Raw genomic sequence first — 26,250 nt, forward strand, 5'->3', positions numbered from 1 at the left:
TGAAAAACGGAAAATCCCCGTACGTCGCCGACGTACGGGGATTTTCATTCGACGCGAGCCATGCCGGCCTCAAACGGTCGCCATCGCCTCCAGCGACTGCCCTTCGTACAACTTGCCGAAGCGGTTCGCCAGAAAATCGCCGAGCGACACCTGCTCCTGGCGCACGAAGCCCTTTTGCGGCAGCTTGCGCTCGCGGAACAGATCGAGCACCGCGCACATCGCGCCGGCGGTCGTGATCTGAATCGCGCTCATCGGCACCCCGCAGACGGTCTTCGCGAAGATCTTGCGCGTGAACACCTCCTGCACCAGCTGACCGTCGCGCATGCCGCTCACGGTGATGAACACCAGCACGACATCTTGCGCGGTCGACGGCACCGAGCGGCGCATGATGGTCTTCAGCGTATCGCGGTCGCTCGACAAACGCAGGTCTTCGAGCAGGAACTGCATCAGGTTGCGATGACCCGGATAGCGCACCGACTTGTAGTCGAGCGATTCGACGCGGCCCGCCAGCGTTTCGCACAGCGTGCCCAGCCCGCCCGACGTGTTGAACGCTTCGTACTCGGTGCCGTCGAGCGAGAAATGCTCGAGGCCTTCGAGCGGCTGCACCCATTGCGTGCGGCCATCGCGGATGGCCTCGCACGGCTGGCAGTACTCGTTGATCAGGCCGTCGACGCTCCACGTCAGGTTGTACTTCAGCGCATTGGTCGGAAACTCGGGCAGCGCGCCGACGCGCATCTTCACGTCGCGGATTTCCGTGAAGCGATTCGCGAGCTCGTGCGCGGCAATGCCGATGAAACCCGGCGCGAGACCGCACTGCGGCATGAATGCGTGATCGGCATCTGCGGCGATCGCGCGGATCGCGTGCGTCGCGCGTACGTCCTCGGTCAGGTCGAAATAATGGACATCCGCGCCCTTCGCGGCCGATGCGACGTTGACCGCGAGGTAGTACGGCAGCGCGTTGATCAGCACGTCGAAGCCCTGGATCGCGGCGCGCAGCACGGCGGCGTCGGCGGAATCGATGCGGCGGGTGGGAATGCCCTGGGCGGCGAGCTTGTCGAGCGCGTGCTGATCGCGGTCGAACGCGACGACTTCGTAGTCGCCCGTCTCGCGCAGCATATGGGCAATGGTGTGACCGATCAGACCTGCGCCAACGATAGCTACTTTCATCTGCTTCTCCTTGTTATCCATGTGCTGTCTCTGAGCTTGGGAAGTGCGCCGCGTGTTGCGCGCGGCGCCTGCGGGCCGAACCCCTGAATGACAGTGTAGGAAGAAGCAAAAACAGTTCATACGCGCAAAATGCTGCGGTATGACCATGCGGTTCGACGTTCTGACGAATCGGTCAAACGATTTGTCGAAACAGCGTAAAAAAGGCGTCAACGATGAACTCTCTCAGCACTCGCGAAGAGGTTACGCCGCGCGCCGACTCACACCGTGCCGCGGTCGATCTTGCGCGCGAGAATGATCGACGTCGTGGTCCGCTCGACGCCCTCTAGTCCGCCGATCTGATCGAGCAGATCGTTGAGCCGCTCGGGTGAATCGGCGCGCAGCCATGCCACGTAGTCGAACTCGCCGCTGACCGCGCACAGCATCTGGACTTCGGGCATTTTGCCGAGGCGTTTCTGCACGGCCGGTCCGTGCTTCGGCGCGATGATGATGCCGACATACGCGACGATGCTCGAATCGAGCACGTCCTGGCCAAGCCTCACGCTGTAGCCGGCGATCACGTTGCTGCGCTCGAGCCGCGCAATGCGCGCGATCACGGTCGTGCGCGCGACGCCGAGCTGCCGCGCAAGATTCGCGACGCTCTCGCGCGCGTTGGCTTGCAGCAGTGCAACGAGGTTGCGGTCGAGGTCGTCGAGCTGGTCGAGGCGCGGAGGTCTCATCGAAGGGGAAGGAAGTTGGTGTGGAAGGAAGTTGGTGTGGAAGGAAGTTGGTGTGGAATGTCGCGGATTATCGCGCGTCTGCACGCAGCGGCGCCATGTCACGCGCTACGGTCACAGATGCACGGCACACTGTGGGGCGGCCCCGGCGCAGTATGCCGGCGCGATTGCCGCTCAGGCGCGAGCCGTTTCGCGTTCGTTTCGGTTGTAAGCGTTTGTCGCACACGCACCGTATTGTAGGGTTAACGTGTTACTAATAGCGGCGCCGGGCGAATGCGGCAGCCGCTTGCGGTGCGGCGCCATTCGCCGCTGGCGCGGGGCAAGACGCTCGCCGCGCGCCGTGTCTCAATAACGAACAGACATCAGGAGTTTCGATGAAAAAAGCACTGGTTATGCTGGCTACGGCCGTTTCGATGGGCGGCGCGTTCGCCCAAACCGCCGCGCCGGCCGCCGCGCCGGACACCACGGCCTCGGCCTCCGCGGCCAAGGCCGGCCACGAACGCAACGTCGAAGACCGCATCGCTTATCTGCACTCGCAACTGAAGATCACGCCCGCGCAGGAAACGCAATGGAAGGCGTTCGCCGACGTCATGCGCAGCAACGGCGAAACGATGGGCCAGTTGTTCGAGCAGCGCAAGGCGGCTACCAACGTGAGCGCGCTCGACGACATGAAACAGTACGCAACGATCGCGCAGGCGCATGCGGACGGCATGAAGAAGCTCGTCGATGCGTTCGATCCGCTGTATAGCAGCCTGTCGCCGGAGCAGAAGAAGCTCGCCGACGCGACGTTCCACCAGGGCGGCCCCGAGGGTCATCATCGCGGCCACCATGGCAAGGGCGGCAAGCCCGCGGCAGCCGCGAGCGACGCGACCGTCAAGCCGTAATGAAAGAGCGCCCGCGGCGGGGGTTGCCCCGTTGCGGGCGCGGGTCCGTTCGGATGCGGTTGATTTCGGCAATTCCGATGGCGCCCGAACAGCGGCTTTCTCACCACGTCTCAGCCTTTCGCCTTCCCCCGCCCGGCTCATGCATCTGGCATTATTCGGGGCGCGCTGTCTGGGCCGGCTACCCGTCCCAGCGACTCGACGCACGATCGCCGCAAAGCGGCAAGTCTCGCCGCAACGCTCACCCCCTAATCTTCCACCCGCTTCATGACCGAACTCAGGAATCTCGATTTGCGTGACGATCCGCACGCCCAACGCGTCGTCAAGGACGAAACGGTAAGCGTCGAATTCGCCGCCGCCGAAGGCCAGTTGATGAGCCTCGAAGGCCCGAACCGCTATGTGCGCGGCGATGCGCTGATCACCGGCTCGATCGGCGAGCGCTGGGTCGTGTCGCGCGAGCGCTTCGATGCGAAGTACCTGCCCGCCGATGCCGCGCTCGCGCACGGCGAAGCCGGCGCCTACCGCAACCGCCCGGCGGTCGTACTCGCCCGCCGGATGGACGAGTCCTTCTCGCTCGCGCGCTGCGCGAGCGGCGGCGACGTGCTGCACGGCGCGGCCGGCGACTGGGTCATGCAGTACGCGCCCGGCGACTATGGCGTCGTGCAGGCCGCGCGTTTCGCGAAGGTCTATCGGCTCGCGGATTGAATCCGCTTCGCCCGCGCTTCATTCGCGCGTCACGCGAACTCTTCGCCGAGATCGACCGTGACTTCGCGCGGGACCGCCTCGCCATTCGCGTACATTTCTTCGAGCGAGCCCAGGCTCGCTTCGACGTACGCGCGCAATACCGCAAAGCTGCGGCCACGCAACCGCGCCGGCATCGCGCGATAACGCGCGAGCGCCGCCGGCGCGATCGCGACCGTCATCGCGATACGGCGCGCGGTGGAACCGAAGCGCATTGCTACCCAGTGAACCGTCAGTGTGGGCGTGCCATCGTCGGCGGCACGCTCGATGAACTGCGTCTGCTCGGGAAACAGATCGCTGATGACGCGGGCGAGCTCGTCGAACTCCGGATGCGCGCAGTCGTATTGGTAAGCTTCCATGAAGGCTGCCGGGAAAAGAAGGTCCTGAAACGTAGGCGCATTTTAGAGAAACGCTGAAAGGATAGCGAGGCGCCTGCCGTCCAGCGGCTCATCCGCTCACGCCGCGGCCGGCCGCCGGTAAATCCGTATCAGCAGTCCCGCGACGAACACCGCCGCCACCGCATAGATCGTATCGGCCGCCGCGAGCGGCAGCAGCCACGCCTGCGTCATTGCCGCAGGCACGTCGATCAGCGCGTGCACCCCGATCGCGAGCGGCAGGATGCCGCGCGAGCCGGCCCGCACGCCGCGCCACATCAGCACCGACAGGCCGATCTGGAACACCAGCGCCGCGACGCGTTCGAGCGCGAAAATGCCGGCCAGTTGCGGCGTCAGGCTCGCGAGAATCAGATGCACGCGCATCACCGCTTCGGCCGGCAGATTGCCGAGGTAATCGCCGAGCCGGCCACGGTTTTCGAGGACCGCGAACACGAGCCACTGGAACTGCACGAACACGCCGACCATCCACGCTTCTGCGCCGCCGTGGCCGAGGCCGTAGCTGAGCGCGGCGCCATCGTCGGCGCGCAATGCGGCGGTGCGCGTGTCGGCGGTCGTGCTGGCGGCGGGGCTCGCGCCCGCGCTTGCAGCGACGCCGGCGGGCGCGTCGACGTTCGCCTTCTTGCGCACCGCCGGCCGCGCCGCCGCGCGCTTCATGAGCAGCCGCATGCCGAAGAACCGCCCCACTTCCTCGCAAACGCCCGCGGCCAGCGCACCATAGACGACGAACGCGAGCGGCTGCGAAAGGAACGCCGCGGTCGTCTCGTTGCCACGCAACAGATAGTCGTGCAGTGCACGCTCGATGACCATCGCGAACAGCGCGAACACCGCGACGCCGGCGATCGCGTCGCGCGGCCGAAGCGCGAGCGGACGGCGCAATTGTCGGTAAATCAGAAACGGTAAAGCGGCGATGACGAGCGTGGCGAGCGCGAGACTCGCGAGGGTGAGCGGTGGCACGACCATGAGTATCCTTGCGGGGTTCCTTGCAATCCCCGGCGCGCAACCGCTGCGCGCCGCAGCCCGCATCATCGCAGATTGGCCGGAAATCAGCGTGCGGTCGACGCACGCACGATCAGCTCGCCGGGCAGCAGGCAGTCGCGCGCGCCCGTCTGCGCGCCTTCGATGCGCTCGTGCAGGAATTCGACCGCGCGATAACCGATGTCGTAGGTCGGCTGGCGGATCGTCGTGATGCCGGCGAGCTCGGCCCAATCCGGATCGTCGATGGAAAGCAGCGCGACGCGGCTCTGCCAGTGCGCGCCGTAACGCGCGTTCAGATGCAGCGCGAGACGCAACGCGACCGGTGCGTTGGCCGCGAACAGCGCGACGCGTGGGGAGGCGCCGGCGGGCTCGGCACCGGCCCCGCCTGGCGAGTCGATCGCACGATCCAGCTCCGCGAGAGCGCGCTCGAGCGCAGTTGCATCGGCGAGATCGAGCACCAGCGTACGACCGCGCGCGCGGCCATCGTCGCGCATCGCCCGATCGAATGCTTCGACGCGCAACTGCCGCGAGCTGACCTGCTCGAACGGCTGCACGACGAACCAGATGTGCTCGAAGCCCCGTTCGAGCAGATGCCGCGTACCGAGCGCGGCGGCCGCGCCATTGTCGAGACCGACCATGTCGGCGACCAGCCCCTCCACGCGCCGATCGACCAGCACCGCCGGAATCCCGCCGTCGCCGACCGGCCGCAACGTCTCCTCGCGCACGCCTAGCGCGTTGACGATCACACCTTCCACGCGATACGTGGTCAGCAGTTGCAGATAACGCCGCTCCATCTCGACTTCGTTCGCCGCGTGGCAAATCAGCGGCATCAAGCCGAGCGCGTGGCACGCGGCCTCGACGCCTTGCAGCACTTCGACGGAGTACGGATTGGTCAGGTCGGCGACCAGCATGCCGATCAGCCGGTTGCGGCCGCGCTTCAGGCCGCGCGCCATCTGGTTCGGCTGATAGTCGAGCCGCGCGATCGCGGCTTCGATGCGCGCGCGCAGCTCGGGCGACAGCGCGCTGAACTCGCCGTTCAGATAGCGCGAGATGCTGGTCTTGCCGGTGCCGGCTTCACGCGCGACATCGGTGATCGTCGCGCGGCGCGTCGGCGCGCTCGGGGGACCAGGCGGCATGCTGGCCGGGGGCGGGGTCGTGCTCATTCGCTCATCGCTCGTGCCGGTCCGAGGACGGGAGCTTGCGCGCCGCCCTGCGAATCACTTCGCCAGGACGTCACGGTTGACGATGTTGGTCGTCAATGTGCCGTCGAGCGCGGCGACCAGGTTCTCCGCCGCGTTGAGCGCCATCGCATGACGGGTCTCGTGCGTCGCCGAGCCGATATGCGGCAATGCGACCACGTTCGGCATGGCGAGCAACGGCGAGTCGGCAGGCAACGGTTCGGAGTCGAACACGTCGAGGCCCGCGCCGTGAATCGTGCCGTTGCGCAGCGCCTCGATCAGCGCCGGTTCGTCGACGGTCGCGCCGCGTGAAGCGTTGATCAGGATCGCGCTCTTCTTCATCGCGCGCAGTTCGGCGGCGCCGATCAGATGCCGCGTCTCTCGCGTGAGCGGCACCTGCAGACAGACGAAATCGGACTGCGCGAGCAATTCAGCCAGCTCGACGCGCCGCGCGCCATACGCCTGCTCCGCTTGGTGGTTCGCGCTGCGGTTCGTATACAGCACCTTCATGTTGAAGCCATGCGCCGCGCGTCGCGCGACCGCGCCGCCGATCCGACCCAAGCCGACGATGCCGATCGTCTTGCCCTGCACGTCGAGCCCGAACTGCGCGGGCCCGATGCTCGTGCGCCACTGCCCTGCCTTGACCCAGTCGGCCAGCTCGACGACGCGCCGCGCGGACGCGAGGATCAGCGAGAACACGGTATCGGCGGTCGATTCGGTCAGCACGTCCGGCGTGTGCGCGAGCACGATGCCGCGGCGCGTGAGGTCGGCGACGTCGAACTGGTCGTAGCCGACCGAGATCGTCGACAGCGCCTTCAGCCGGCTCGCGCCTTCGAGCATCGCCGGCGTGATCTGCACGCTCGCGCCGATGCCGCCGTCGGCGTCGCGCAGCGCGGCGACGAACGCATCATGCTGTGACGGATCGACCTGCACGACCTGCGCATGCTGTTGCAGATAGGCGAGCACATCCTCGGGAAGCGACTTCCAGGCGACGATCTTGTTCATCAGCTAATTTTCCTTGCGACGGTGGGACGAGCGGGGCCACGTTGTTCGGCGGCGGCCGGCTTGACGGCGAGCGTGAGGATCACCGCGGCGACGAGCGCCACGCTCATGAATGCATACGATGCCGCGGGCGACCCGGTCGCGCCGTTCAGATAGCCGACCACGTACGAGCCGACGAACGAACCGAGCGCGCCCATGCTGTTGATCAGCGCCATCGCGCCGCCCGCGACGTTCTTCGGCAGCAGCTCCGGAACGATCGCGAAGAACGGTCCATACGGCGCGTACATCGCCGCGCCCGCGATCACGAGCAACGCATACGAAACCCAGAAATGCGCGGAGCCGAGCCCGTACGACGCCGCGAACGCAATCGCACCGATCAGCAGGAACGGCCACACGAACACCTTGCGGCGGTTGAGTTTATCCGATGCCCACGAAGCTGCAAGCATCGCGATCGTCGCGGCCAGATACGGCAGCGCCGACAGCCAGCCGGTTTCCACCATGCCGAACGACGAGCCGTTCTTCAGGATCGACGGCAGCCACAGCACGAAGCCGTACACGCCGATGCTCCAGCAGAAATACTGCGCGCACAGCTTGATGACCGCGGGCGTGCGAAACGCCTCGCTGTAGTTGCGCACCGGCTTGATCGCGGCCTGCTCCGCGCGCAGCGTCTGCGCGAGCGCGTCTTTTTCCTCTTGCGTGAGCCACGACACCTGCTCGGGCTTGTCCTTGACGAGGAACCACCAGCAGATCGCCCAGATGATCGCGGGCGCGCCCTCGGCGATGAACATCTGCCGCCAGCCGAACGAATGCACGAGATAGCCGGACACGACCGACATCCACAGCACTGTGACCGGATTGCCGAGGATCAGGAACGTGTTCGCGCGCGAGCGCTCGCTCTTGGTGAACCAGTTGCTGATGAAGATCAGCATCGCCGGCATTACCGCGGCTTCGACGACGCCGAGCAGGAAGCGGATCGCCATCAGCGACGGAATGTTGCTGACCATGCCGGTCAACGCCGCGCAGCCGCCCCACAGAACGAGGCTCCAGAACACCAGTTTCTTCACGCTGCGGCGCTCGGCATAGATCGCACCCGGAATCTGGAAGAAGAAATAGCCGAGGAAGAACAGCGCGCCGATCAGCGACGCGAGCCCCTTGCTGATGCCGAGATCCTGGTTGATGCCGGCCGCCGACGCGAAGCCGAAATTCGCGCGATCCAGATACGCGAGGCTGTAGGTGATGAACACGATCGGCATGATCGTCCACCAACGGCGAATCGCAAGTGATGAGGTCATGGAAGTCTCCTTGGACGGCGTCGTCCCGAATCAATGATGAAAAAATCTGGGCGCGCTGTGGGCGCTCTTGTTGTCGTCGATGCTGGTTGTGGATGCAGCGCTATCGATGCGGTCCGATCCGCGTCAGGCCGCGCTTGCGATGTCCGGTACCTCGGCCAGCTCCAGCGCGTCGAGTTCGGCGCGGCTCGGCAAACCTTCCGAATCGCCGATCACCTGGATCGCGAGCGCGCCGATCCGGTTGCCACGCGCGACCGCCTGCGCGAGCGTGCGGCCTTCGAGCAGCGCGCTGATCACGCCGACCGCGAAACCATCGCCCGCGCCGACCGTATCGACGACGCTCGCGACCGGCCGGCCAGCGATCGTCGCGGCATCGGTCGCGGTGCGGTAATACGCGCCCTGCGCGCCGAGCTTGACGATCACGCCGCGCGCGCCGCGCTCGAGATAGAACTTCGCGATGTCCTCCGGCTGCGTGTGGCCGGTCAGAATCTCACCCTCGCCGATGCCGGGCAGCACCCAGTCGGCGAGCGCGGCGAGCGCGTTCAAGCCTTCGACCATCGCCGCGCGCGAGGGCCACAGCGTCGGACGCAGGTTCGGGTCGAACGAGATCGTCCTGCCCGCAGCGCGCATTTCGCGGGCCAGATGGAATGCGAGTTCGCGCGAGCTTGCCGAGATCGCCGGGGCGACGCCGGTCAGATGCAGATGACGCGCGGGCAGCACGTAATCGGCGAGGTAGTCGTCGAGCGACAGATGGCTCGCCGCCGAGCCCTTGCGGAAGTATTCGACCGCCGGGTCGCTGCCGTCGTCGCTCTTCGACTTCAGCTGGAAGCCGGTCGGATGGCGCGCGTCGGTGCTCACGCATTGCTGGTCGATGCCCTCTTTCGTCAGCGTGTCGCGCACGTACCGGCCGAACGAATCGTCGCCGACGCGGCTCATCCAGCCCACCCTGAAGCCGAGTCGGGACAAGCCGATCGCGACGTTCAGATCCGCGCCGGCGATGCGCTTCGTGAAGTGCCCGACGCCCGCGAGCGGGCCGGCTTCGGCGGCGACGAACATCGCCATCGCTTCGCCGTAGGTGATCACGTCGAGCGCGGGGTAAGGGTGCGTCATGCTGGGCTCCTGGTGGTGCTTCTGATGCGGTGATTCGTGTTGCGTGGAATGCGTTCTTTGCTGCCTGGGTTGCTGCCTGGGTTGCTGCCTCGTCTGCTGTACGGCTTCGACCGAGGCGCTTCGTGATGCCGCGTCGCGCGTCTACACGCGCGCAAGCCAGCTCACATAACGCGCGGCATCCGCGTCGATCCGGCTCGGATCAAACGGAAACTCGATGCCGCGCGGCACCTCGCGCGGCAGCCGGTCGAGGAGCGCGCGCAATGGCGCGTCATCCTCGGCCGGCGCGCTCGCAAAGCGCCGCGCGCCCTCGCCCGTGGTGGTCTTGCAATGGATGTACTCGACGTACGGCGCGAGCTGCGGCGCGATGGATAGCGGCGCGACGTCGAGCCACGCCCAGTTGCCGGTATCGAAGGTCATGCCGAGCACGCCAGCGTGGCCTTCACGCGCGAGCGCATCGAACAGCCCGACGAACTGCGCGGGCGAGCCGCCCTGCGCCAGTTGCCCGTTTTCGACGACGAGCCGTGGCTGCGCACCGCCCGTGGTGCCCGAGCCGCTCGCGACGATGGCCGCGCCGTGAGCCTCGCCCGCGAAGCCGCCGAGTTGCAGCTTGACGAAGCGCGCGCCGAGCGCGGCCGCCTGATCGAGCGCGACACGCAGTGCGTCGGTATCGAGCTGGCCGTCGGCCGCGTACAACGATGCCGGCGTCGAGAACACCGACCACAGCCCGAGATCGGCCAACGCCGCGCCGAGCGCGCGCAGCCGTTGCGGGTCCGCGTCCGCGTCGCTCGCGAACAGCTCCCGGCGCACTTCGAAACCCGCCGCGCCGGCGCTCTTTGCCGCCTGCGCCCATTTCAGATGGCCGTCGGCGCGCACGGCGTTCACGCCGAACGCGCTGGCGACGACCACGATCTCCACTGCATCAGCCATATCCAACTCACGCAATCCTGAAGCGAAACCGCTTTTGGAACCGGTTCCAACCAAACTTCGAAAAAAAGCGCCGAGGCGCTGCGATGTGCGAATGGTGCTCGGGACAGCCATCGCGCACCATAGAGGAAATCCCCAGGCGCGGCCGGCATACGGCGAGCGTAAAGCGAAGCGCGCCGGACACGGCAGCGCCCCGCGCGGGTTCGGATTCTCGACCCCATACGCTGCCAGCGCGGTAATCAGCCGCCCTCGTCCGCGACGCACATCGCCAGAAACTGCTCGACCACCCGCGACGGCGCGCTCGCATGCGGCACCAGAATCGACAGCCGCCGCGTCAGCGGCTGCGGGCTCAGCGACATGAGCCGCAGCGCACCGTCCTCATGCCGCATCGACATCGCCGACACGAAACCGACACCCATCCCCGCCCGCACCGCCTCCTTCACCCCTTCGACCCCCGCGATTTCGAGCGCCACGCGCATCGGCACGCCCGCGCGCGCGAACTCGCGCTCGACCGTCTGCCGCACGCCCGAGCCTTCCTCGCGCAGCACCAGCGGATACGCGCCGAACGCGGCCAGCTCGATGCGCCCGCCATTGTCCGCCTGCGCGAGCGGATGCGAGCGCGGCATGATCGCGACGATCTCGTCCTCGCGCCACGCATGGACGACCGTGTCCGGCGGCAGATCGGCGCCGGCGGGCCCCTCGATCATCGCGATGTCGACCGAGCCGAGCGCACCGACGATCTCGGCCGTGTTGCCGTTGGCGGTATGCACGCTCACGTGCGGATAGCGGCGATGGAATTCGGCGATCAGGTACGGCAGCAGGTAGCTCGCCGGCGTCGTGCTCGCGCCGATCCGCAAGGTGCCCTGTTCGAGACCGCGCAGCGCGTCGCGATAGGCATGCGCCTGCCGCCAGGTGTCGCGCAGCCGCGCCGCATAGGCGGCGAGCTGTTCGCCGGCTGGCGTCAGCCGCACCCCGCGGCCATCGCGCTGATACAGCGGCTCGCCGAACTCGTCCTGCAATTGCCTCAGCTGGCCGGACACCGCCGGCTGCGACAGATGCAGCGCCACCGCCGCCCGGCTGATGTTGCGATGCTCAGCGACGGCGGCGAACGTTATAAGTTGATCCGGGGTCATCTCGATTAAATATCCGTTGAGCCGATACTTCACATTCTAAATCACGATTTTTCATATCGATATATCTACTTTAGGATTAGCCCCATTGCTGCTTATGCAGTCCCACGCAAGTCCGTTACGAAACCACCGATCATGTCCACACCCACCGCCCCGCTCGCCGCCGCCTCCCCCGCGCTGTCCACCCGCGGCCAGCTCAACGGCGTACTGTTCGTCGCGCTGTTCGCCGCCGCGGTCACGCGCATCGCGGCGATTCCGGCGATTGCCGGCCTTGGCCTGAGTCCGCTGATCGTCGGCATCGTCGCGGGGGCGATCTACGGCAACGCGCTGCGCGACAGCATGCCGGTCAGTTGGGCGGCCGGCGTGAATTTCTCGGCGCGCAAGCTGCTGCGCATCGCGGTCGCGTTCTTCGGCTTGCGTGTGAGCCTGCAGGAAATCGCCCAGGTCGGCCTGCCGGGTCTCGCGGAGTCGGTGCTGATCGTCGTCAGCACGCTCGTGATCGGCACCTGGGCCGGCATGAAAATCATGAAGCTCGATCGCGACACCGCGCTCCTGACGGCGGCCGGCAGCGCGATCTGCGGCGCGGCCGCTGTGCTCGCGTTCGAATCGACGCTGCAGTCGAAGCCGCACAAGAGCGCGATGGCGGTCGGCAGCGTCGTGCTGTTCGGCACGCTGTCGATGTTCCTCTACCCGGTGCTGTTCAACGCAGGCTGGCTGCATCTCGACACGGTCGGCGCCGGCCTGTTCTTCGGCGGCACGATCCACGAGGTCGCGCAGGTGGTCGGCGCGGCGAGCAACGTGAGCCCCGAAGCGACGCACATCGCGACGATCGTCAAGATGACCCGCGTGATGCTGCTCGTGCCGGTATTGCTGGTGGTCGGCCTGTGGGTGAACCGCGCGACGCGCGGCGCGACGGATGGCGGCACGGACGGCGCCGCCCCGCGCAAGCTGGCGATCCCCTGGTTCGCACTCGGCTTCCTCGCCTGCGTGGCGATCAACTCGCTGCATGTGCTGCCGGAAAGCGCCACCTCGACGCTGAACCTGTTCGACACCTTCGCGCTGACGATGGCGATGACCGCACTCGGCATGGAAACGCGCTTCTCGCAGATTCGCGAAGCGGGTCCGCGCGCGCTGACCACCGGCCTGATTCTGTATGTATGGCTGATCGCCGGCGGACTCGGCATCACATGGACCGTCCAGCACCTGTTCCACTAAGCCGTCGCCGGCTCTCCCGCCTTCCCCGACACCCCGCCGCGCGCGGGGTTTTGCGCTTTCCGGCGCACCATCCCGGCCGATCACACGGCATACTCGTTGCTGCGAACTTTGCCCCCCAACCCGCCCGTGCGCGACGTCCGATGGCAGCGGTGAAACCGCCTTGCCGCGACGCGTCCGGGCGACCGGAATGAGGATCGATCGATGAGCCTGGAACTGTACTACTGGGATGGCCTGCAAGGCCGCGGCGAATTCGTGCGGCTCGCGCTGGAGGAAGCCGGCGTCGACTATGTCGAAGTCGCGCGCGGCAAGCCTTCGAAGGGCCTTGGCACCAAAGCGATGATGGCGGTGATGCAAAGCCCCGACGAGCCGTATCCGCCGTTCGCGCCACCGTTTCTGAAAGACGGCGATCTGGTGATCGCGCAGACCGCCAACATCCTGTTCTATCTCGGCCCGCGGCTCAAGCTGGCGCCGGAGGTGGACAGCCTGCGCTATGTCGCGAACGGCCTGCAGTTGACGATCGCCGACGTCGTCACCGAAGCGCACGACACCCACCATCCGCTCGCGAGCGGCCTCTACTACGAGGAGCAGAAAGACGCGGCGAAGGTGCGCGCGCACGATTTCATCGACCATCGGATTCCGAAGTTCATGTCGTACTTCGAGCGCGTGCTCGCGCAGAATCCGGCCGGCGACAGCTTCATGGTCGGCGACACGCTGACCTATGTGGACCTGTCGATGTTCCAGCTGATCGACGGTCTGCTGTACGCGTTTCCGCGCGCGCTGAAGCGCTTCGGCGAGCACTATCCGCGGCTCGCCGCGCTGCACGACGCCGTGATCGCAAGACCGAACATCGCCGCGTATCTGGACTCGGACCGGCGCATCGGCCATAACGAAAGCTGCATCTTCCGGCACTATCCTGAACTCGACAAGGCGGCGACTTGAACCGCGCCGCCCGCCTCCGCCCGCTCGCCGCCCCGCGCCCGCCATTCGAGGCGGGCGCGCTGCTGTTGCGCCGCGGGTTTTTCAACCTTCCTTCACGCCCCGTACCGACGACGTGCTTTCATTCCTGCTGAAGCTGCGCACCCGCGCCCAAAGCGTTTTCCGCCTCTCAGAAGCCCATACGGTGCTGGTCTGGGCCGTTGTGGTCGGCATTGCCGGCGCGTTGGCGACCATCGTGTTTCGCAAGGGCATCGAACTGCTGCAGTTGGCGATTGCCGGCCGCTCCGGCAGCTTCGTCGACATGGCGCGCAGCCTACCGTGGACCATGCGCATCTGGCTGCCGGCCGCGGGTGGTCTCGTCGCCGGCATTTTCCTGCTGATTGCGCAGCGTCACGCCGACACGAAAACGCACACCGACTACATGGAAGCGGTCGCGATCGGCGACGGCGTCGTGCCGGTGCGCCTGAGCCTGTGGCGCAGCGTGTCGTCGCTGTTTACGATCGCGAGCGGCGGTTCGATCGGTCGTGAAGGTCCGATGGTGCAGCTCGCGGCGCTCGCCTCGTCGCTGATCGGCCGCTGGGTCCACTTCGATCCGCCGCGGCTGCGCCTGCTCGTCGCGTGCGGCGCGGCGGCCGGTATCACGTCCGCGTACAGCGCGCCGATCGCGGGCGCGTTTTTCGTCACCGAGATCGTGCTCGGCTCGATCGCGATGGAAAGCTTCGGGCCGGTGCTGGTCGCGGCGGTCGTCGCGAACATCACGATGCGCGAGTTCGCCGGCTACAAGCCGCCCTACGAGATGCCGGAGTTTCCGACCGTGACCGGTCCCGAGGTGCTGCTGTTCGTCGCGCTCGGCGCGCTGTGCGGCGCGGCCGCGCCGCAGTTTCTGCGGCTGCTCAACGCATCGAAGGCGGCCTTTCGCAAGCTGCCGGTGGCGTTGCCGGTGCGGCTCGCGCTCGGCGGTCTCGTGGTCGGCATCATTTCGGTCGCGGAGCCCGAGGTGTGGGGCAACGGCTACAGCGTCGTGAACTCGATCCTGCATTCGCCGTGGACATGGTCCGCGCTCCTGCTGGTGCTCGTCTGCAAGCTCGCGGCGACCGCGGCGACGGCCGGCTCCGGCGCGGTGGGCGGTGTGTTCACGCCGACGCTGTTCGTCGGCGCGGCGGTCGGCTCGCTGTTCGGCCAGGGCATGCACGCGTTGTGGCCGCATGCGACGTCGGCCGCTTACGCCTATGCGATGGTCGGCATGGGCGCATTCCTCGCGGGCGCGACCCAGGCGCCGCTGATGGCGATCCTGATGATCTTCGAGATGACGTTGAGCTATCAGGTCGTGCTGCCGCTGATGCTGTCGTGCGTGGTCGCGTATTTCATCGCTCGCGCGATCGGCAAGACCTCGATGTACGAGATCACGCTGCGCCGCAATCGCGAGGAGCAGGAGCGCTCGCGATTGCGCGCGACGCAGATGCGCGAGCTGATCCGCCCCGCGCAGACCGTCGTGCCGCCGAACGCGACCGTGCACGACATGACGCGCGTGTTCCTCGAGTATCCGGTCAAGTATCTGTACGTCGCGAACGACTCGGGCGCGTTTCTCGGCGTGGTCGCGCTGAAGGACATCACGTCCGATCTGCTCGAGCGGCGCGAAACGTCGATGAAAACCGCCGCCGATTATCTGCAGCCGCATTTCGACGTGCTGACGCCGGACATGTCGCTCGCCATCGCGTTACAGCACTTCATGGCGTTTCAGGGCGAGCGGCTGCCGGTGATCGAAAGCACCGCGCATCCGAAGCTCGCCGGCGTCGTCTACAAGACCTCGCTGCTCGATGCGTACTTCCGCATGAGTCCGTCGCGCTAGAGCTTTCGAAGGCTTCGCGGGGCGCGATGCAAAGCGCCGCGGATTCTCTACAATGGACAGACCCGCCGGCCCTTCACGCGGCCGGCACGCGTGAGCCCAGCTTGGGCGCAGCGACAGCGCCCGCCGTAGCGTCGGAGCGAAGATGAGCGAACCGTCCCCCGAGGCCGTACGCCGCGATCAGGCCGGCTGGATTTTCGTGCATATCGAAGGCGAGCCGTACGATCGCGGCGAGCAGCACGGCCAGTTGCTCGCCGACGAAATCAGAAACGCGATCCGCACCGCGCGCTATCTCGCCAAATGGGACACCGGGGAGGAGTTCGACACCTTCGTCAATGCTGCGACGAGCCAGTTCGCGAGCAAGCTCGACACCGAATTCGCCGATGAAATCCATGGCATCGCCGACGGCGCGAAGCTGCCGTTCGCCGAAGTGCTCGCGTGGAACGGCTACATGGATCTGCTGCAAAGCTGGTGGCCGACGCACGCCGCGCAGGCGCAGCCGCATCTGGGCGCGAAACTGTGGCGCGGCCGGCGCGGTCACCACTGCAGCGCGTTCATCGCAACCGGCAACGCGACGCGCGACGGCCGCATCGTGATGGCGCACAACTCGTGGGACCGCTACGCGGCCGGCGACGCGTTCAACGTCGTGTTCGACATCGTGCCCGACCGCGGCAACCGCATCCTGATGCAGGGCCTGCCGGGCTGCATCTCGAGCCTGACCGATTTCTGGGTCACGGCGGCCGGCCTGATGATCACCGAAACGACGATCTCGAACTTCGCGGGCTACAACGCGGCCGGTGCGCCCGAGTTCTATCGCTCGCGGCGCGCGTCGCAATATGCGAACAGCATCAAGGAATGGTGCGACATGTTCTCGCTCGCGAACAACGGCGGCTACGCGAACAGTTGGCTGCTCGGCGACACGAAGACCGGCGAGATCGCGCGTTACGAACTCGGGCTGCACTATGCGGGCTTCGAGACCACCACAGACGGTTTCTACAGCGGCTACAACACCGCGACGGATCTGAAGATCCGCAACCAGGAATGCATCGGCGAAGGCGAGGACTATACCGACGTGCGCAAGAACGGCGCGCGGCGTCTGCGTTTCATGCAGCTCGAGGAACTGCATCGCGGCAGCATCGACGTCGAGCTCGCGAAGCAGATGATCGCCGATCATCACGACGTCTATCTCGATCGCAACGACAACCCGTGCTCGCGCACGATCTGCGGGCATCTGGAGCTCGATGACGCGCGCTTCGGCGGCACCGATCACGGGCCGTTCAATCCGTGGGGCGCGAACGACGGCAAGGTGATCGACAGCGAAATGGCCCGCGAGATGGCCTTCACCGCGCGCTGGGGGCATCCGTGCGGCCGGCCGTTCGACGCACAGGCGTTCATGAAGCGGCATCCGCAGTGGAACTGGCTGAACGGCTATATGCGCGACCGGCCGTCGTGGCCGTGGACGCGCTTCGATGTGCTGCGCTAGCGCATGGCGGACGCGCGCGCCTGTTCATGCGATGATGGAATCTACAATCCGGTTTTGTCGCAAATGTGCGCGCGTTGCAGTATTTGCCATCTAAGATGGTAAGGAGCCTGGGCCGCGCAGCGCCATGCCGTCCTCGGCTTGCACCGTCCTCTCGACGCGGGACGGCACAGGGTTTGCTCGATTGTCAGCGCCGCATGAGCTTTAGGAGGTCGGGCGATGAAAACCTCGACACTGTTAATCATGGTGACGCTGTCAGCCTCGTGCTTTGCCGCGCCGGTTCATACCGCCTCGGACAGCACGGATTCCATCACGCTCGCGCAACGCGCGAACGCCGCGCCGGTCGCGCCTCCGGCCCCAGATGTGTCGAGCACCGACGCCAGCCGTCCGCAGCACTGGGAGCATATTGCGCTGCCGAAGTCCCGACATCTGGAACGCAGCCTGACCGGGCAGAACGAGCATCTGACCACGTGAGGGCCGCCGCAACGGCCGGCGGCGGCGCGGCTACGACGGCGCGCCTGCCCCGGTTTGCGCCGGCTGTCATGACGATGGGGTGGCGATGCACGCGGGATTGCAACAGACTGCGAGAAACTCATCGCGGCGAGGCGCTGGCTTTTCGTGGCAGCAATAACGACGTGACTAACTCAAGCTCACCAGGAGCATGCGCATGACGGCCTCGGACATCCCCGGCGAATCGATCGATCTGCAGATCGCCGATCTTCTCAGCGAAGTCGAATTCCCGACCAACAAGGACGCACTCGTCGACGCCGCGCGCGAAGCCGGCGCGAGCAACGAGGTGTTGGCGATGCTCGATGGTATGCCGGAGCAGGATTATGTCGACATCGAGTCGGTCACGCGCCTGATCGGCGGCAACTATGGCCCGGGCCTGGGGATCTGAACCCGGATTCAGCCTCGCCTCAGCTCACACGTCAGAACTGCGACGACGCCGCGATCCGCGCGCGCGCCACCCGCGTCACACGGCGCGTCGTGCGGCTGTTTTCGAGCGCGTCGTCGGCGATCTCGCGCGCCGTCGGGGCGTCGGACCCGCTCACCCCGGCCACCACCCGCACCGGCGCCACGCTACGGGAATCCCGCGCCTGCGCGCTGTCCGGCTGGAAATGCTCGACCAGATGGTCGATGAACGTCCGCACCTTCGCCGGCAGATGTAGCCGGCTCGGATACGCAATCGTGATTTCGATGGGCGGCAGACTGTACGCGTCGAGCAGACGCACGAGCCGCCCCGCCGTCAGATCACGGCCGATCAGGTAGCTCGGCAGGATCGCCACGCCCATGCCGAGCAGCGCGAACTGCCGCAGCATCTCGGCGTTGTTCGCCGCGATCGCGTTGGTCGGCCGCACCCGCACTTCGCCGTCCGGCCCATTGAACAACCGCTCCTCGCCGCCCTGCTCGGCCGGCCTGCTCAGGCACGAATGCCTGAGCAGATCCTCGGGGCGCTTCGGCGTGCCGTGTTGCGCCAGATACTCGGGCGTCGCGCAAACCGTCATGTAGCCGGTCGTCAACCGCCGCGTGACGATGCTCGCGCTGCGCATGTGCCGCGCAGCCAGGATGCCGACGTCGAAGCCCTCTTCGACCAGATCGACGTGGCGGTCGGCGAGCGTGACGTCGGGCACGACGTCGGGATAGCGCGCCGCGTACGACTGCACGACCGGCGCGAGACTGTGCAATCCGAACACGACCGGCGCGACGATGCGCAGCGTGCCGACCGGCTCGTGATTGCGCGCCACCACCATCTGCTCGACGCTCTCGAGATCGGCGAGGATGTGGCGTACGCGCTCCAGATAGGTCGCGCCGGATTCGGTCAGCGAAAGACGGCGGGTGGTGCGGTTCAGCAGTCGCGTGCCGAGCCGCGCTTCGAGATCCGCGACGTGCCGCGTGACGACCGCGGTGGACAGATCCAGCGCGCCCGACGCGCCGACGAAACTGCCGAGGTCCGACACCTTGACGAACACGCGCATCGACTGCAGTTGATTCATGGACGACTCCTGCCTCGGTAAAGCCGGGCCGGCGCAACCGTTGCCGCCTGTGTCGACCCGCGCCGCATGGGCGCGCGCGGGTCCGCCCAACGCAACCGATTCTAGCGATAGGACATGTCCCAACCCTGACCCAGACATGACATTCCGGTCAGATTCGGCGCGGCGTGTCCATCGCGCCACTATTACGGCGTCTATCGTGGATTTTAGCTAGGTATAAACCCTAGTTTGCTGGTAAGATGGCGGCCAAAGAAAGTTACCGCTACACCGCCATGCCACATCGTTTTCGTCTGCTGGAAAAGATCGCGTTTTCGCTGGTTTGCTGGTCGGCCGCCGCAAGCTCGGCCTATATCGCTTACGAGCGCTGCCCCGATATCAAGGTTGCCCTGCACGCCGGGGAAAAATTCCTCGACGCCAGCGGCCAGTACGCGTTCGCGTGCGCGGCGCCCGCCGCCGAGGCCTGCGCGCGACTGCCGGTCGAATGATTTTTCCGCCTTGAACCGTATCTGATGCGCGATCCCTCCGGGTCGCGCATTCGCGCATCTGCGCCTCCAGGCTCAACGCCTACCGTTACGCATCGCGCCCGAACACCACGCGCGAGAAAAACCCCGCCAGCACCGTTTCGGCCATCTCCGCCGGGACATTCTGCGGATCGACCGTGTAGAAGAACTGCACGCCGTCGCACAGACCCATCAGGCCGATCGCGAGCTGCTCGGGCGGCATCGACATCGGCGTGCCCACGCGCTCCGAGAACTCGCGCACATAGGCGCTCAACTGTTCGATCTTTTCGTGCATGAACGCGTTGAAGCGCAGCCGGAAACGGCCGTCGCGCACCGCCAGCAGCTTCGCCTCGACCCACAACAGAAAACACTTGTTCTCACGATGCAGCGAGCTGTAGTAGCGCAGCACGCGCGCCTCCATCTCCTCGCGCGACGCCGCGCTTTCGAAGATCGCATGCAGGCCCGCCTGCATCGCTTCGTGATCGCGCCGCAATAACTCCAGAAACAGCTCGGTCTTGCTGCGGAAGTTCGAATAGAACGCGCCGCGTGTATAGCCAGCCGCCGCCGCGATGTCCTCGACACTCGCCGCGACGAAGCCCTTCTTCATGAAAATTGCCTGCGCGGCATCGAGCAGCCGCTCCCGCGTCTGGTCCTTGCTCTGCTCTCTTGTCAGTCTTTGACGTTTCATGGCCGCAAGCCTAGCACCCAAAAGAATTCAAATCCATCTATGTATTCAGATACATGAGTGTATTAAAATGCATTGCTTCATTCAAAGCCATCCCTGTATGCCATTAGCATGACGCGGCATGCGGGTCTTCGCTGGCGGGCCGCGCGGCTTGCCGTGTTCGTTCGCTGTCTCCAGTTGGGGTAATTGTGAAGCGTCCCGGTTCTCCCGCATCGTCAGCGATGCGCCAGCAGTCTCCCCCATCCTCTCACCGCGGTTTCTCCAGGCAGACCTGCGCGCTGGCGCTGGCAGGCGTGCTAGCGCTCGCGGCCTGCTCGAAGAAGGAAGCCGCGGCGCCCGCGCCGCGCCCGGTGGTCGCGCTCGCCGTGCATGCGGACGGCCACGCGCTGCAGGCGGCGTCGCTGCCCGGCGAAGTGCAGGCGCGCTATTCGACGCCGCTGTCGTTCCGCGTCGCCGGCAAGATCATCGAGCGGCGGGTACGGCTCGGCGACACGGTGAAAAGCGGCGAAGTCGTCGCGCTGCTCGACCCGGCCGATGCGCAGAAAAACGCCGCGAGCACGCAGGCGCAGCTCGACGCCGCACAGCACAACCTCGTCTATGCGCAGCAGCAGCTCGAACGCGACAGGGCGCAGGCCAAAGAGAACCTGATCGCGCCCGCGCAGCTCGAACAGACCACCAACGCCTACGCGTCCGCGCTCGCGCAGCGCGATCAGGCGCAGCAGCAGGCGGCACTCGCGAAGAACCAGCTGCAGTACACGACGCTCGTCGCCGGTCATGCGGGCGTCATCACGGCTGAACAGGCGGACACGGGCCAGAACGTGTCGGCGGGTCAGGCCGTCTACAACCTCGCGTGGAGCGGCGACGTCGACGTGCTGTGCGACGTGCCCGAAAGCGCGCTCGCCGCATTCGCGGTCGGCCAGAACGCGAGCGTCACGCTCGCCGCGCTGCCGGGCCGCAAGCTCGGCGCACGCGTGCGCGAGCTGTCGCCGGCCGCCGATCCGCAGAGCCGCACCTGGCGCGCGCGTCTGACCCTGCTCGATGCCGGCGCCGACGTGCGCCTCGGCATGACCGCCGACGTCACGCCGGCCGTGCCGCTCGCCGCGGCGGCCGCGCAGCACGGCGTGTTCACGCTGCCGGTCACCGCGCTGTTTCACGAGGGGCGCGAACCGGCCGTGTGGGTCGTGCGCGCCGCGGACAACACGCTCGAGCTGCGTCGCGTGACCGTCACGCGCTACTACGAGCGCACGTTCGTCGTCAGCGATGGCCTGAAAGATGGCGAAAGCGTCGTGCTGCAGGGCGTGCACACCGTGAGCGCCGGCCAGAAAGTCCGCGCGATCGCGCCGCTGCATCCCGAGGACTTCGCTTCATGAGCACGTCGCACGAAGAAGGACGCTTCAATCTGTCCGCGTGGGCGCTGCGTCATCAGGCGCTGGTCGTATTCCTGATCGCGCTCGCCACCGCGTTCGGCATCCTCGCCTACACGCGGCTCGCGCAGTCGGAAGACCCGCCCTTCACGTTCCGCGTGATGGTGATCCGCACGTACTGGCCGGGTGCCACCGCGCGCCAGGTGCAGGAGCAGCTGACCGATCGCATCGGCCGCAAGCTGCAGGAAACGCCGTACATCGATTTCGTGCGCAGCTACTCGCGTCCCGGCGAATCGCTGATCTTCTTCACGATGAAGGACTCGGCGCCGGTGAGCCAGGTGCCCGAGACGTGGTACCAGGTGCGCAAGAAAGTCGGCGACATCGCGTCGACCTTGCCGCCGGGCATCCAGGGCCCGTTCTTCAACGACGAATTCGGCGACGTCTACACCAACATCTACACGCTCGAAGGCGACGGCTTTTCCGCCGCGCAACTGCACGATTACGCGGACCAGCTACGCTCGGTGCTGCTGCGCGTGCCGGGCGTCGGCAAGGTCGACTATTTCGGCGATCCCGATCAGCACATCTACATCGAGATCGCGAACACGCAGTTGACGCGTCTCGGCATCTCGCCACAACAGCTTGGGCAGGCGATCAACGCGCAGAACACGATCGCTCCCGCGGGTACGCTGACCACCACGGACGACCGCGTGTTCGTGCGCCCGAGCGGCCAGTTCAACGACGTGCGCGCGCTCGCCGACACGCTGATCCGCATCAACAACCGCACGTTGCGTCTCGGCGACATCGCGACGATCAAGCGCGGCTACGACGACCCGGTCGTCACGCAGATGCGCTTCGGCGGCAAACCCGTGCTCGGTATCGGCGTGACGATGCAGCCGGGCGGCGACGTGATCCGCCTCGGCCGCGCGCTCGATCAGCAGATGACCCAACTGCGCGCCGCGCTGCCCGCCGGATTGAATCTCGTCGAAGTATCGAGCATGCCGCACGCGGTCGCGCGCTCGGTCGACGACTTCCTCGAAGCGGTCGCCGAAGCGGTCGGGATCGTGCTGGTCGTGAGCCTCGTGTCGCTCGGCGTGCGCACCGGCATGGTGGTCGTGATCTCGATTCCGGTGGTGCTCGCGGTCACCGCGCTGTGCATGTACCTGTTCGATATCGGCCTGCACAAGGTATCGCTCGGCACACTCGTGCTCGCGCTCGGCCTGCTCGTCGACGATGCGATCATCGCGGTCGAAATGATGTCGGTGAAGCTCGAGCAAGGCTGGAACCGCACGCGCGCCGCGGCCTTCGCGTACACCAGCACCGCCTTTCCGATGCTGACCGGCACGCTCGTCACCGTGTCCGGCTTCCTGCCGATCGCGCTCGCGAAGTCGAGCACCGGCGAGTACACGCGCTCGATCTTCGAGGTGTCGGCGATCGCGCTGATCGCGTCGTGGCTCGCGGCGGTCGTGCTGATTCCGCTGCTCGGCTATCACATGCTGCCCGAGCGCAAGCGCCATGCGCACGAGCCTGACGATCACGAACATGACATCTACGACACGCGCTTCTACACGCGTTTGCGCGGCTGGATCGGCTGGTGCATCGAGCGGCGCTTCGTCGTGCTCGCGATCACCGTGCTGTTGTTCGTGCTCGCGATGGCCGGCTTCTCGCTCGTGCCGCAGCAGTTCTTCCCGAGCTCGGACCGGCCGGAGTTGCTGGTCGATGTGCGGCTGCCCGAAGGCGCGTCGTTCGATGCAACGCTGCGCCAGGCGCAGCGCCTCGAACAGGTTCTCAAAGGCCGGCCTGAAATCGATCACTCAGTCAGCTTCGTCGGCACCGGCGCGCCGCGCTTCTATCTGCCGCTCGATCAGCAATTGCAGCAGCCGAACTTCGCACAGTTCGTGATCACCGCGAAGTCGGTCAAGGATCGCGAGAAGCTCGCGCAGTGGCTCGAACCGGAGTTGCTCAACAACTTCCCGGCGATCCGCACGCGCCTGTCGCGCCTCGAGAACGGGCCGCCGGTCGGCTATCCGGTGCAGTTCCGTGTGAGCGGCGACGACATCGCGACCGTGCGCTCGATCGCCGAACGCGTCGCCGCGACGATGCGCGCCAATCGCGGCACGCGCAACGTGCAGTTCGACTGGGACGAACCCGCCGAGCGCTCGGTGCGCTTCGAGATCGACCAGAAACGCGCGCGCGAACTCGGCGTGACGTCCGAAGACATCGCCAGCTTCCTCGCGATGACGATGTCCGGCTACACGGTCACGCAGTATCGCGAGCGCGACAAGCTGATCAGCGTCGATCTGCGCGCGCCGCGCGCCGAACGCGTCGACCCGTCGCAGTTGACCGCGCTCGCGATGCCGACGCCGAACGGCCCGGTGCCGCTCGGCACGCTCGGACATCTGCGCAACGACCTCGAATACGGCGTGATCTGGGAACGCGACCGTCAGCCGACCATCACCGTGCAGTCGGACGTGGCGGCCGGCGCGCAAGGCATCGACGTCACGCACGCGGTGGACCGCGCGCTCGCGCCGATCCGCGCGACGCTGCCGGTCGGCTACCGGATCGAGATCGGTGGCTCCGTCGAGGAAAGCGCCAAGGGTCAAACCTCGATCAACGCGCAGATTCCGATCATGGTGATCGCGGTGCTCACGCTGCTGATGATCCAGCTGCAAAGCTTCGCGCGCGTGCTGATGGTCGTGCTGACCGCGCCGCTCGGCCTGATCGGCGTCGTGCTCACCTTGCTGCTGTTCGGCCAGCCGTTCGGTTTCGTCGCGATGCTCGGCGTGATCGCGATGTTCGGCATCATCATGCGCAACTCGGTGATTCTCGTCGATCAGATCGAGCAGGACATTGCGTCGGGACACAAGCGTTTCGATGCGATCGTCGGCGCGACCGTGCGGCGGTTCCGGCCGATCACGCTGACCGCCGCGGCCGCCGTGCTCGCGCTGATTCCGCTGCTGCGCTCGAACTTCTTCGGGCCGATGGCCACCGCGCTGATGGGCGGCATCACGAGCGCGACGATCCTCACGCTGTTCTATCTGCCCGCGTTGTACGCCGCGTCGTTCCGCGTACGCGCCGACGAGCGCGAGCCGCAGACGCCGTCCGGTGCCGGCGCCACGCACACGGGTAACTGAGCATGAGCACGAGCATGACTATTCCCGCCCTCTCCCCCCAACGCCGCGCGCGCTTCGACGCGCTGGCCCGTACCACGCTTGCCGCGAGCATCGCCAGCATCACCTGCATGCTCGGCGCCTGCTCGTTCGGACCGAACGGCGACGCGCCCGCGATGCCGCAGCCCGCGCACTACGGTGCCGAGCCGCTACCGACGCAAACCGTGCCCGCGCAGGGCGTCACGCAGCAGTTCGTGACCGGCGCGCAGCCGGTGCCCGAATGGTGGAAGCTGTACCGCTCGGATGCGCTGAACGCGCTCGTCGACGAAGGCCTGCGCAATAGTCCGACGCTCGACGCGACCGACCGCAGTCTCGCCGCCGCGCGCGAGCAATTGCGCGCGCAGGTCGGCAGCTCGCTGCTGCCGACCATCGACGCCGGCGGCCAGGCCACCCGCAATCGCGCGCTCGCGATCCCCGAGATCGGACCGAACACGTTTCTGTACAACGTGTTCGTCGGCCAGTTGCAGGCGCACTACACGTTCGATCTGTTCGGCGCCGCGCGTCTCGCGAACGCGGCGCTCGCCGCGCGCGTGAACGTGCAGGTCTACCAGCTCGAGGCGGCGCGGCGCGCGCTCGCCGCGAACATCGTGACCGCGACGATCACGAGCGCCGCGCTGCACGCGCAGATCGATACGACCGAGCGGCTCGTGGTTCTCGCCAACGATCAGGCGCGCGATACCGAGCGGCGCTTCGCGCTCGGTGCGGTATCGCATGCCGATCTGCTGAACGCGCAGCAGAGCGCGGCGAGCGTGTCGGCGAGTCTGCCGGCGCTGAAGCAACAGTGGCTCACTACGCGTCACGCGCTCGCGGTGCTGCTTGGCCGCACACCCGATGCAGCGCCCGACGACATCGATCTCGCGCAGTTGCATGTGCCGGAGCAGGTGCCGGTGGTCGTGCCGTCGGAGCTGCTGCGCACGCGGCCTGACATCGAGGCCGCCGACGCCGCGCTGAAGGCCGCTGCGACCGATGTCGGCGTCGCCACCGCGCAGATGTTCCCGAGTCTGTCGCTGTCGGCATCGATGGGACAAGGCGGCTTTAGCTGGCCGGTCGCGATGTCCGGTGCGGGGGCCATCTGGAGCATCGGCGCGTCGCTGTCGCAACCGCTGTTTCACGGCGGCGCGCTGCTCGCGCAGCGCCGCGCGGCGCAGCACACGTATGAAGCGAGCGTGTCGCAGTACAAACAGACCGTGCTGGCCGCGTTTCAGAACGTCGCCGACACGCTCGCCTCACTCGAGCACGACGCGCAGTCGCTCGACGCCGCGAACGTCGCCGCGCGTTCGGCACAGGGCGTGTTCAACGAAACCTCGGCGCGCTATCGGCTCGGCGCGCTGCCCGTCGCCGCGACGCGTTCGAGCGAGCAGCAATGGCGCAACGCGCAGCTCGACGAGATCCGCTATATGAGCGCGCGGCTGACGGATACGGCGGCGTTGTTTCAGGCGATGGGGAATCCGCTGGTTGATCAGGCAGGCGCATCATCGGCTGCGGCGACTTCGGCTTCTGCGCCTGCATCGGTTGGGACGACGAACACGGCGACATCCAACTAAATCTCGGATTCCGTACG

At 66.6% G+C, this 26,250-nt stretch carries 24 protein-coding genes; 12 read left to right on the forward strand and 12 right to left on the reverse strand.

Annotated features, from left to right (window positions below):
* Positions 1–69: 69 nt before the first annotated feature.
* Positions 70–1,167, reverse strand: coding sequence for a saccharopine dehydrogenase family protein (locus tag OKW26_RS26195; RefSeq protein ID WP_187610529.1), 1,098 nt, complete (start codon positions 1,165–1,167; stop codon positions 70–72).
* Between the two features lie 257 nt (positions 1,168–1,424).
* Positions 1,425–1,883, reverse strand: coding sequence for an Lrp/AsnC family transcriptional regulator (locus OKW26_RS26200; protein WP_090805298.1), 459 nt, complete (start codon positions 1,881–1,883; stop codon positions 1,425–1,427).
* A 371-nt stretch (positions 1,884–2,254) separates the two neighbouring features.
* Here OKW26_RS26200 and OKW26_RS26205 point away from each other — a divergent pair, with 371 nt between their 5' ends.
* Together OKW26_RS26205 and OKW26_RS26210 are read left to right on the forward strand one after the other, a co-directional pair.
* The gene (locus tag OKW26_RS26205) at positions 2,255–2,764 is read left to right on the forward strand and encodes a Spy/CpxP family protein refolding chaperone (RefSeq protein WP_184056708.1); all 510 of its coding nucleotides are present in this window, start codon (positions 2,255–2,257) and stop codon (positions 2,762–2,764) included.
* A 264-nt stretch (positions 2,765–3,028) separates the two neighbouring features.
* Complete coding sequence (locus OKW26_RS26210; RefSeq protein ID WP_429355670.1) at positions 3,029–3,466, forward strand: PGDYG domain-containing protein; 438 nt, start codon at positions 3,029–3,031, stop codon at positions 3,464–3,466.
* Positions 3,467–3,495: 29 nt separating this feature from the next.
* Here the strand turns inward: OKW26_RS26210 and OKW26_RS26215 are convergent, their stop codons facing one another.
* The 8 genes from OKW26_RS26215 to OKW26_RS26250 form a co-directional block, all read right to left on the reverse strand.
* Positions 3,496–3,861 (reverse strand): DUF3022 domain-containing protein, encoded by a 366-nt coding sequence (locus OKW26_RS26215; RefSeq protein ID WP_429355671.1) that lies wholly within the window; start codon positions 3,859–3,861, stop codon positions 3,496–3,498.
* Between the two features lie 96 nt (positions 3,862–3,957).
* Positions 3,958–4,857, reverse strand: a complete 900-nt coding sequence (locus OKW26_RS26220) for a YhfC family intramembrane metalloprotease (RefSeq protein WP_429355672.1) — start codon at positions 4,855–4,857, stop codon at positions 3,958–3,960.
* Positions 4,858–4,940: 83 nt separating this feature from the next.
* Positions 4,941–6,035: a LacI family DNA-binding transcriptional regulator gene (locus OKW26_RS26225; RefSeq protein WP_429355673.1), complete on the reverse strand. Its 1,095-nt coding sequence runs from the start codon at positions 6,033–6,035 to the stop codon at positions 4,941–4,943.
* A 54-nt stretch (positions 6,036–6,089) separates the two neighbouring features.
* Positions 6,090–7,055 (reverse strand): 2-hydroxyacid dehydrogenase, encoded by a 966-nt coding sequence (locus tag OKW26_RS26230; protein WP_429355674.1) that lies wholly within the window; start codon positions 7,053–7,055, stop codon positions 6,090–6,092.
* Positions 7,055–8,344, reverse strand: a complete 1,290-nt coding sequence (locus tag OKW26_RS26235) for an MFS transporter (RefSeq protein WP_184022705.1) — start codon at positions 8,342–8,344, stop codon at positions 7,055–7,057. Before OKW26_RS26235 ends, OKW26_RS26230 begins: the two co-directional genes overlap by 1 nt.
* 123 nt (positions 8,345–8,467) lie before the next feature.
* Complete coding sequence (locus tag OKW26_RS26240; protein ID WP_429355675.1) at positions 8,468–9,451, reverse strand: sugar kinase; 984 nt, start codon at positions 9,449–9,451, stop codon at positions 8,468–8,470.
* 141 nt (positions 9,452–9,592) lie between these two features.
* The gene (locus OKW26_RS26245; protein WP_429355676.1) at positions 9,593–10,378 is read right to left on the reverse strand and encodes a sugar phosphate isomerase/epimerase family protein; all 786 of its coding nucleotides are present in this window, start codon (positions 10,376–10,378) and stop codon (positions 9,593–9,595) included.
* 236 nt (positions 10,379–10,614) lie between these two features.
* Entirely contained in the window at positions 10,615–11,508 is an 894-nt protein-coding gene (locus OKW26_RS26250) for a LysR family transcriptional regulator (protein ID WP_184022703.1), read from the reverse strand.
* 132 nt (positions 11,509–11,640) lie between these two features.
* Here OKW26_RS26250 and OKW26_RS26255 point away from each other — a divergent pair, with 132 nt between their 5' ends.
* The 6 genes from OKW26_RS26255 to OKW26_RS26280 all read left to right on the forward strand — a co-directional run bounded on the left by OKW26_RS26255 (position 11,641) and on the right by OKW26_RS26280 (position 17,880).
* Positions 11,641–12,720: a YeiH family protein gene (locus tag OKW26_RS26255; RefSeq protein WP_429355677.1), complete on the forward strand. Its 1,080-nt coding sequence runs from the start codon at positions 11,641–11,643 to the stop codon at positions 12,718–12,720.
* Positions 12,721–12,921: 201 nt separating this feature from the next.
* Positions 12,922–13,659 carry a glutathione S-transferase gene (locus tag OKW26_RS26260; protein ID WP_090805317.1) on the forward strand — a complete coding sequence of 246 codons (738 nt, stop codon included), beginning with the start codon at positions 12,922–12,924 and terminating at the stop codon, positions 13,657–13,659.
* A gap of 112 nt (positions 13,660–13,771) precedes the next feature.
* Positions 13,772–15,505 carry a ClcB-like voltage-gated chloride channel protein gene (locus OKW26_RS26265; protein WP_184056737.1) on the forward strand — a complete coding sequence of 578 codons (1,734 nt, stop codon included), beginning with the start codon at positions 13,772–13,774 and terminating at the stop codon, positions 15,503–15,505.
* Positions 15,506–15,647: 142 nt separating this feature from the next.
* Complete coding sequence (locus OKW26_RS26270; RefSeq protein WP_184056739.1) at positions 15,648–16,985, forward strand: C45 family autoproteolytic acyltransferase/hydolase; 1,338 nt, start codon at positions 15,648–15,650, stop codon at positions 16,983–16,985.
* A gap of 216 nt (positions 16,986–17,201) precedes the next feature.
* Entirely contained in the window at positions 17,202–17,456 is a 255-nt protein-coding gene (locus tag OKW26_RS26275) for a hypothetical protein (protein WP_184003891.1), read from the forward strand.
* A gap of 193 nt (positions 17,457–17,649) precedes the next feature.
* Positions 17,650–17,880, forward strand: coding sequence for a DUF2795 domain-containing protein (locus OKW26_RS26280; RefSeq protein WP_184003893.1), 231 nt, complete (start codon positions 17,650–17,652; stop codon positions 17,878–17,880).
* A gap of 31 nt (positions 17,881–17,911) precedes the next feature.
* Here the strand turns inward: OKW26_RS26280 and OKW26_RS26285 are convergent, their stop codons facing one another.
* Positions 17,912–18,976 (reverse strand): LysR family transcriptional regulator, encoded by a 1,065-nt coding sequence (locus OKW26_RS26285; RefSeq protein WP_184049287.1) that lies wholly within the window; start codon positions 18,974–18,976, stop codon positions 17,912–17,914.
* A gap of 269 nt (positions 18,977–19,245) precedes the next feature.
* Here OKW26_RS26285 and OKW26_RS26290 point away from each other — a divergent pair, with 269 nt between their 5' ends.
* Positions 19,246–19,458: a hypothetical protein gene (locus tag OKW26_RS26290; protein WP_184056745.1), complete on the forward strand. Its 213-nt coding sequence runs from the start codon at positions 19,246–19,248 to the stop codon at positions 19,456–19,458.
* A gap of 85 nt (positions 19,459–19,543) precedes the next feature.
* Here OKW26_RS26290 and OKW26_RS26295 read toward each other — a convergent pair whose 3' ends face one another.
* On the reverse strand, positions 19,544–20,161 hold the full coding sequence (locus OKW26_RS26295) for a TetR/AcrR family transcriptional regulator (RefSeq protein WP_090805323.1): 618 nt from the start codon (positions 20,159–20,161) through the stop codon (positions 19,544–19,546).
* Positions 20,162–20,379: 218 nt separating this feature from the next.
* On the opposite strand from OKW26_RS26295, the gene OKW26_RS26300 reads away from it, so the two are divergent.
* The 3 genes from OKW26_RS26300 to OKW26_RS26310 are packed head-to-tail and all read left to right on the forward strand — an operon-like array spanning position 20,380 to position 26,233.
* Positions 20,380–21,528 (forward strand): efflux RND transporter periplasmic adaptor subunit, encoded by a 1,149-nt coding sequence (locus OKW26_RS26300; protein WP_184066035.1) that lies wholly within the window; start codon positions 20,380–20,382, stop codon positions 21,526–21,528.
* A complete protein-coding gene (locus tag OKW26_RS26305) occupies positions 21,525–24,653 on the forward strand; it encodes an efflux RND transporter permease subunit (RefSeq protein WP_429355678.1) in 3,129 nt (1,042 codons plus the stop codon). The genes OKW26_RS26300 and OKW26_RS26305 overlap by 4 nt, the downstream gene beginning before the upstream one ends.
* Before the next feature lie 14 nt (positions 24,654–24,667).
* Positions 24,668–26,233, forward strand: a complete 1,566-nt coding sequence (locus tag OKW26_RS26310) for an efflux transporter outer membrane subunit (RefSeq protein WP_429355679.1) — start codon at positions 24,668–24,670, stop codon at positions 26,231–26,233.
* The last annotated feature ends 17 nt before the right edge of the window (positions 26,234–26,250 follow it).

It is taken from the genome of Paraburkholderia sp. 32, assembly GCF_050435345.1.
In the GTDB taxonomy this organism is placed as follows: domain Bacteria; phylum Pseudomonadota; class Gammaproteobacteria; order Burkholderiales; family Burkholderiaceae; genus Paraburkholderia; species Paraburkholderia tuberum.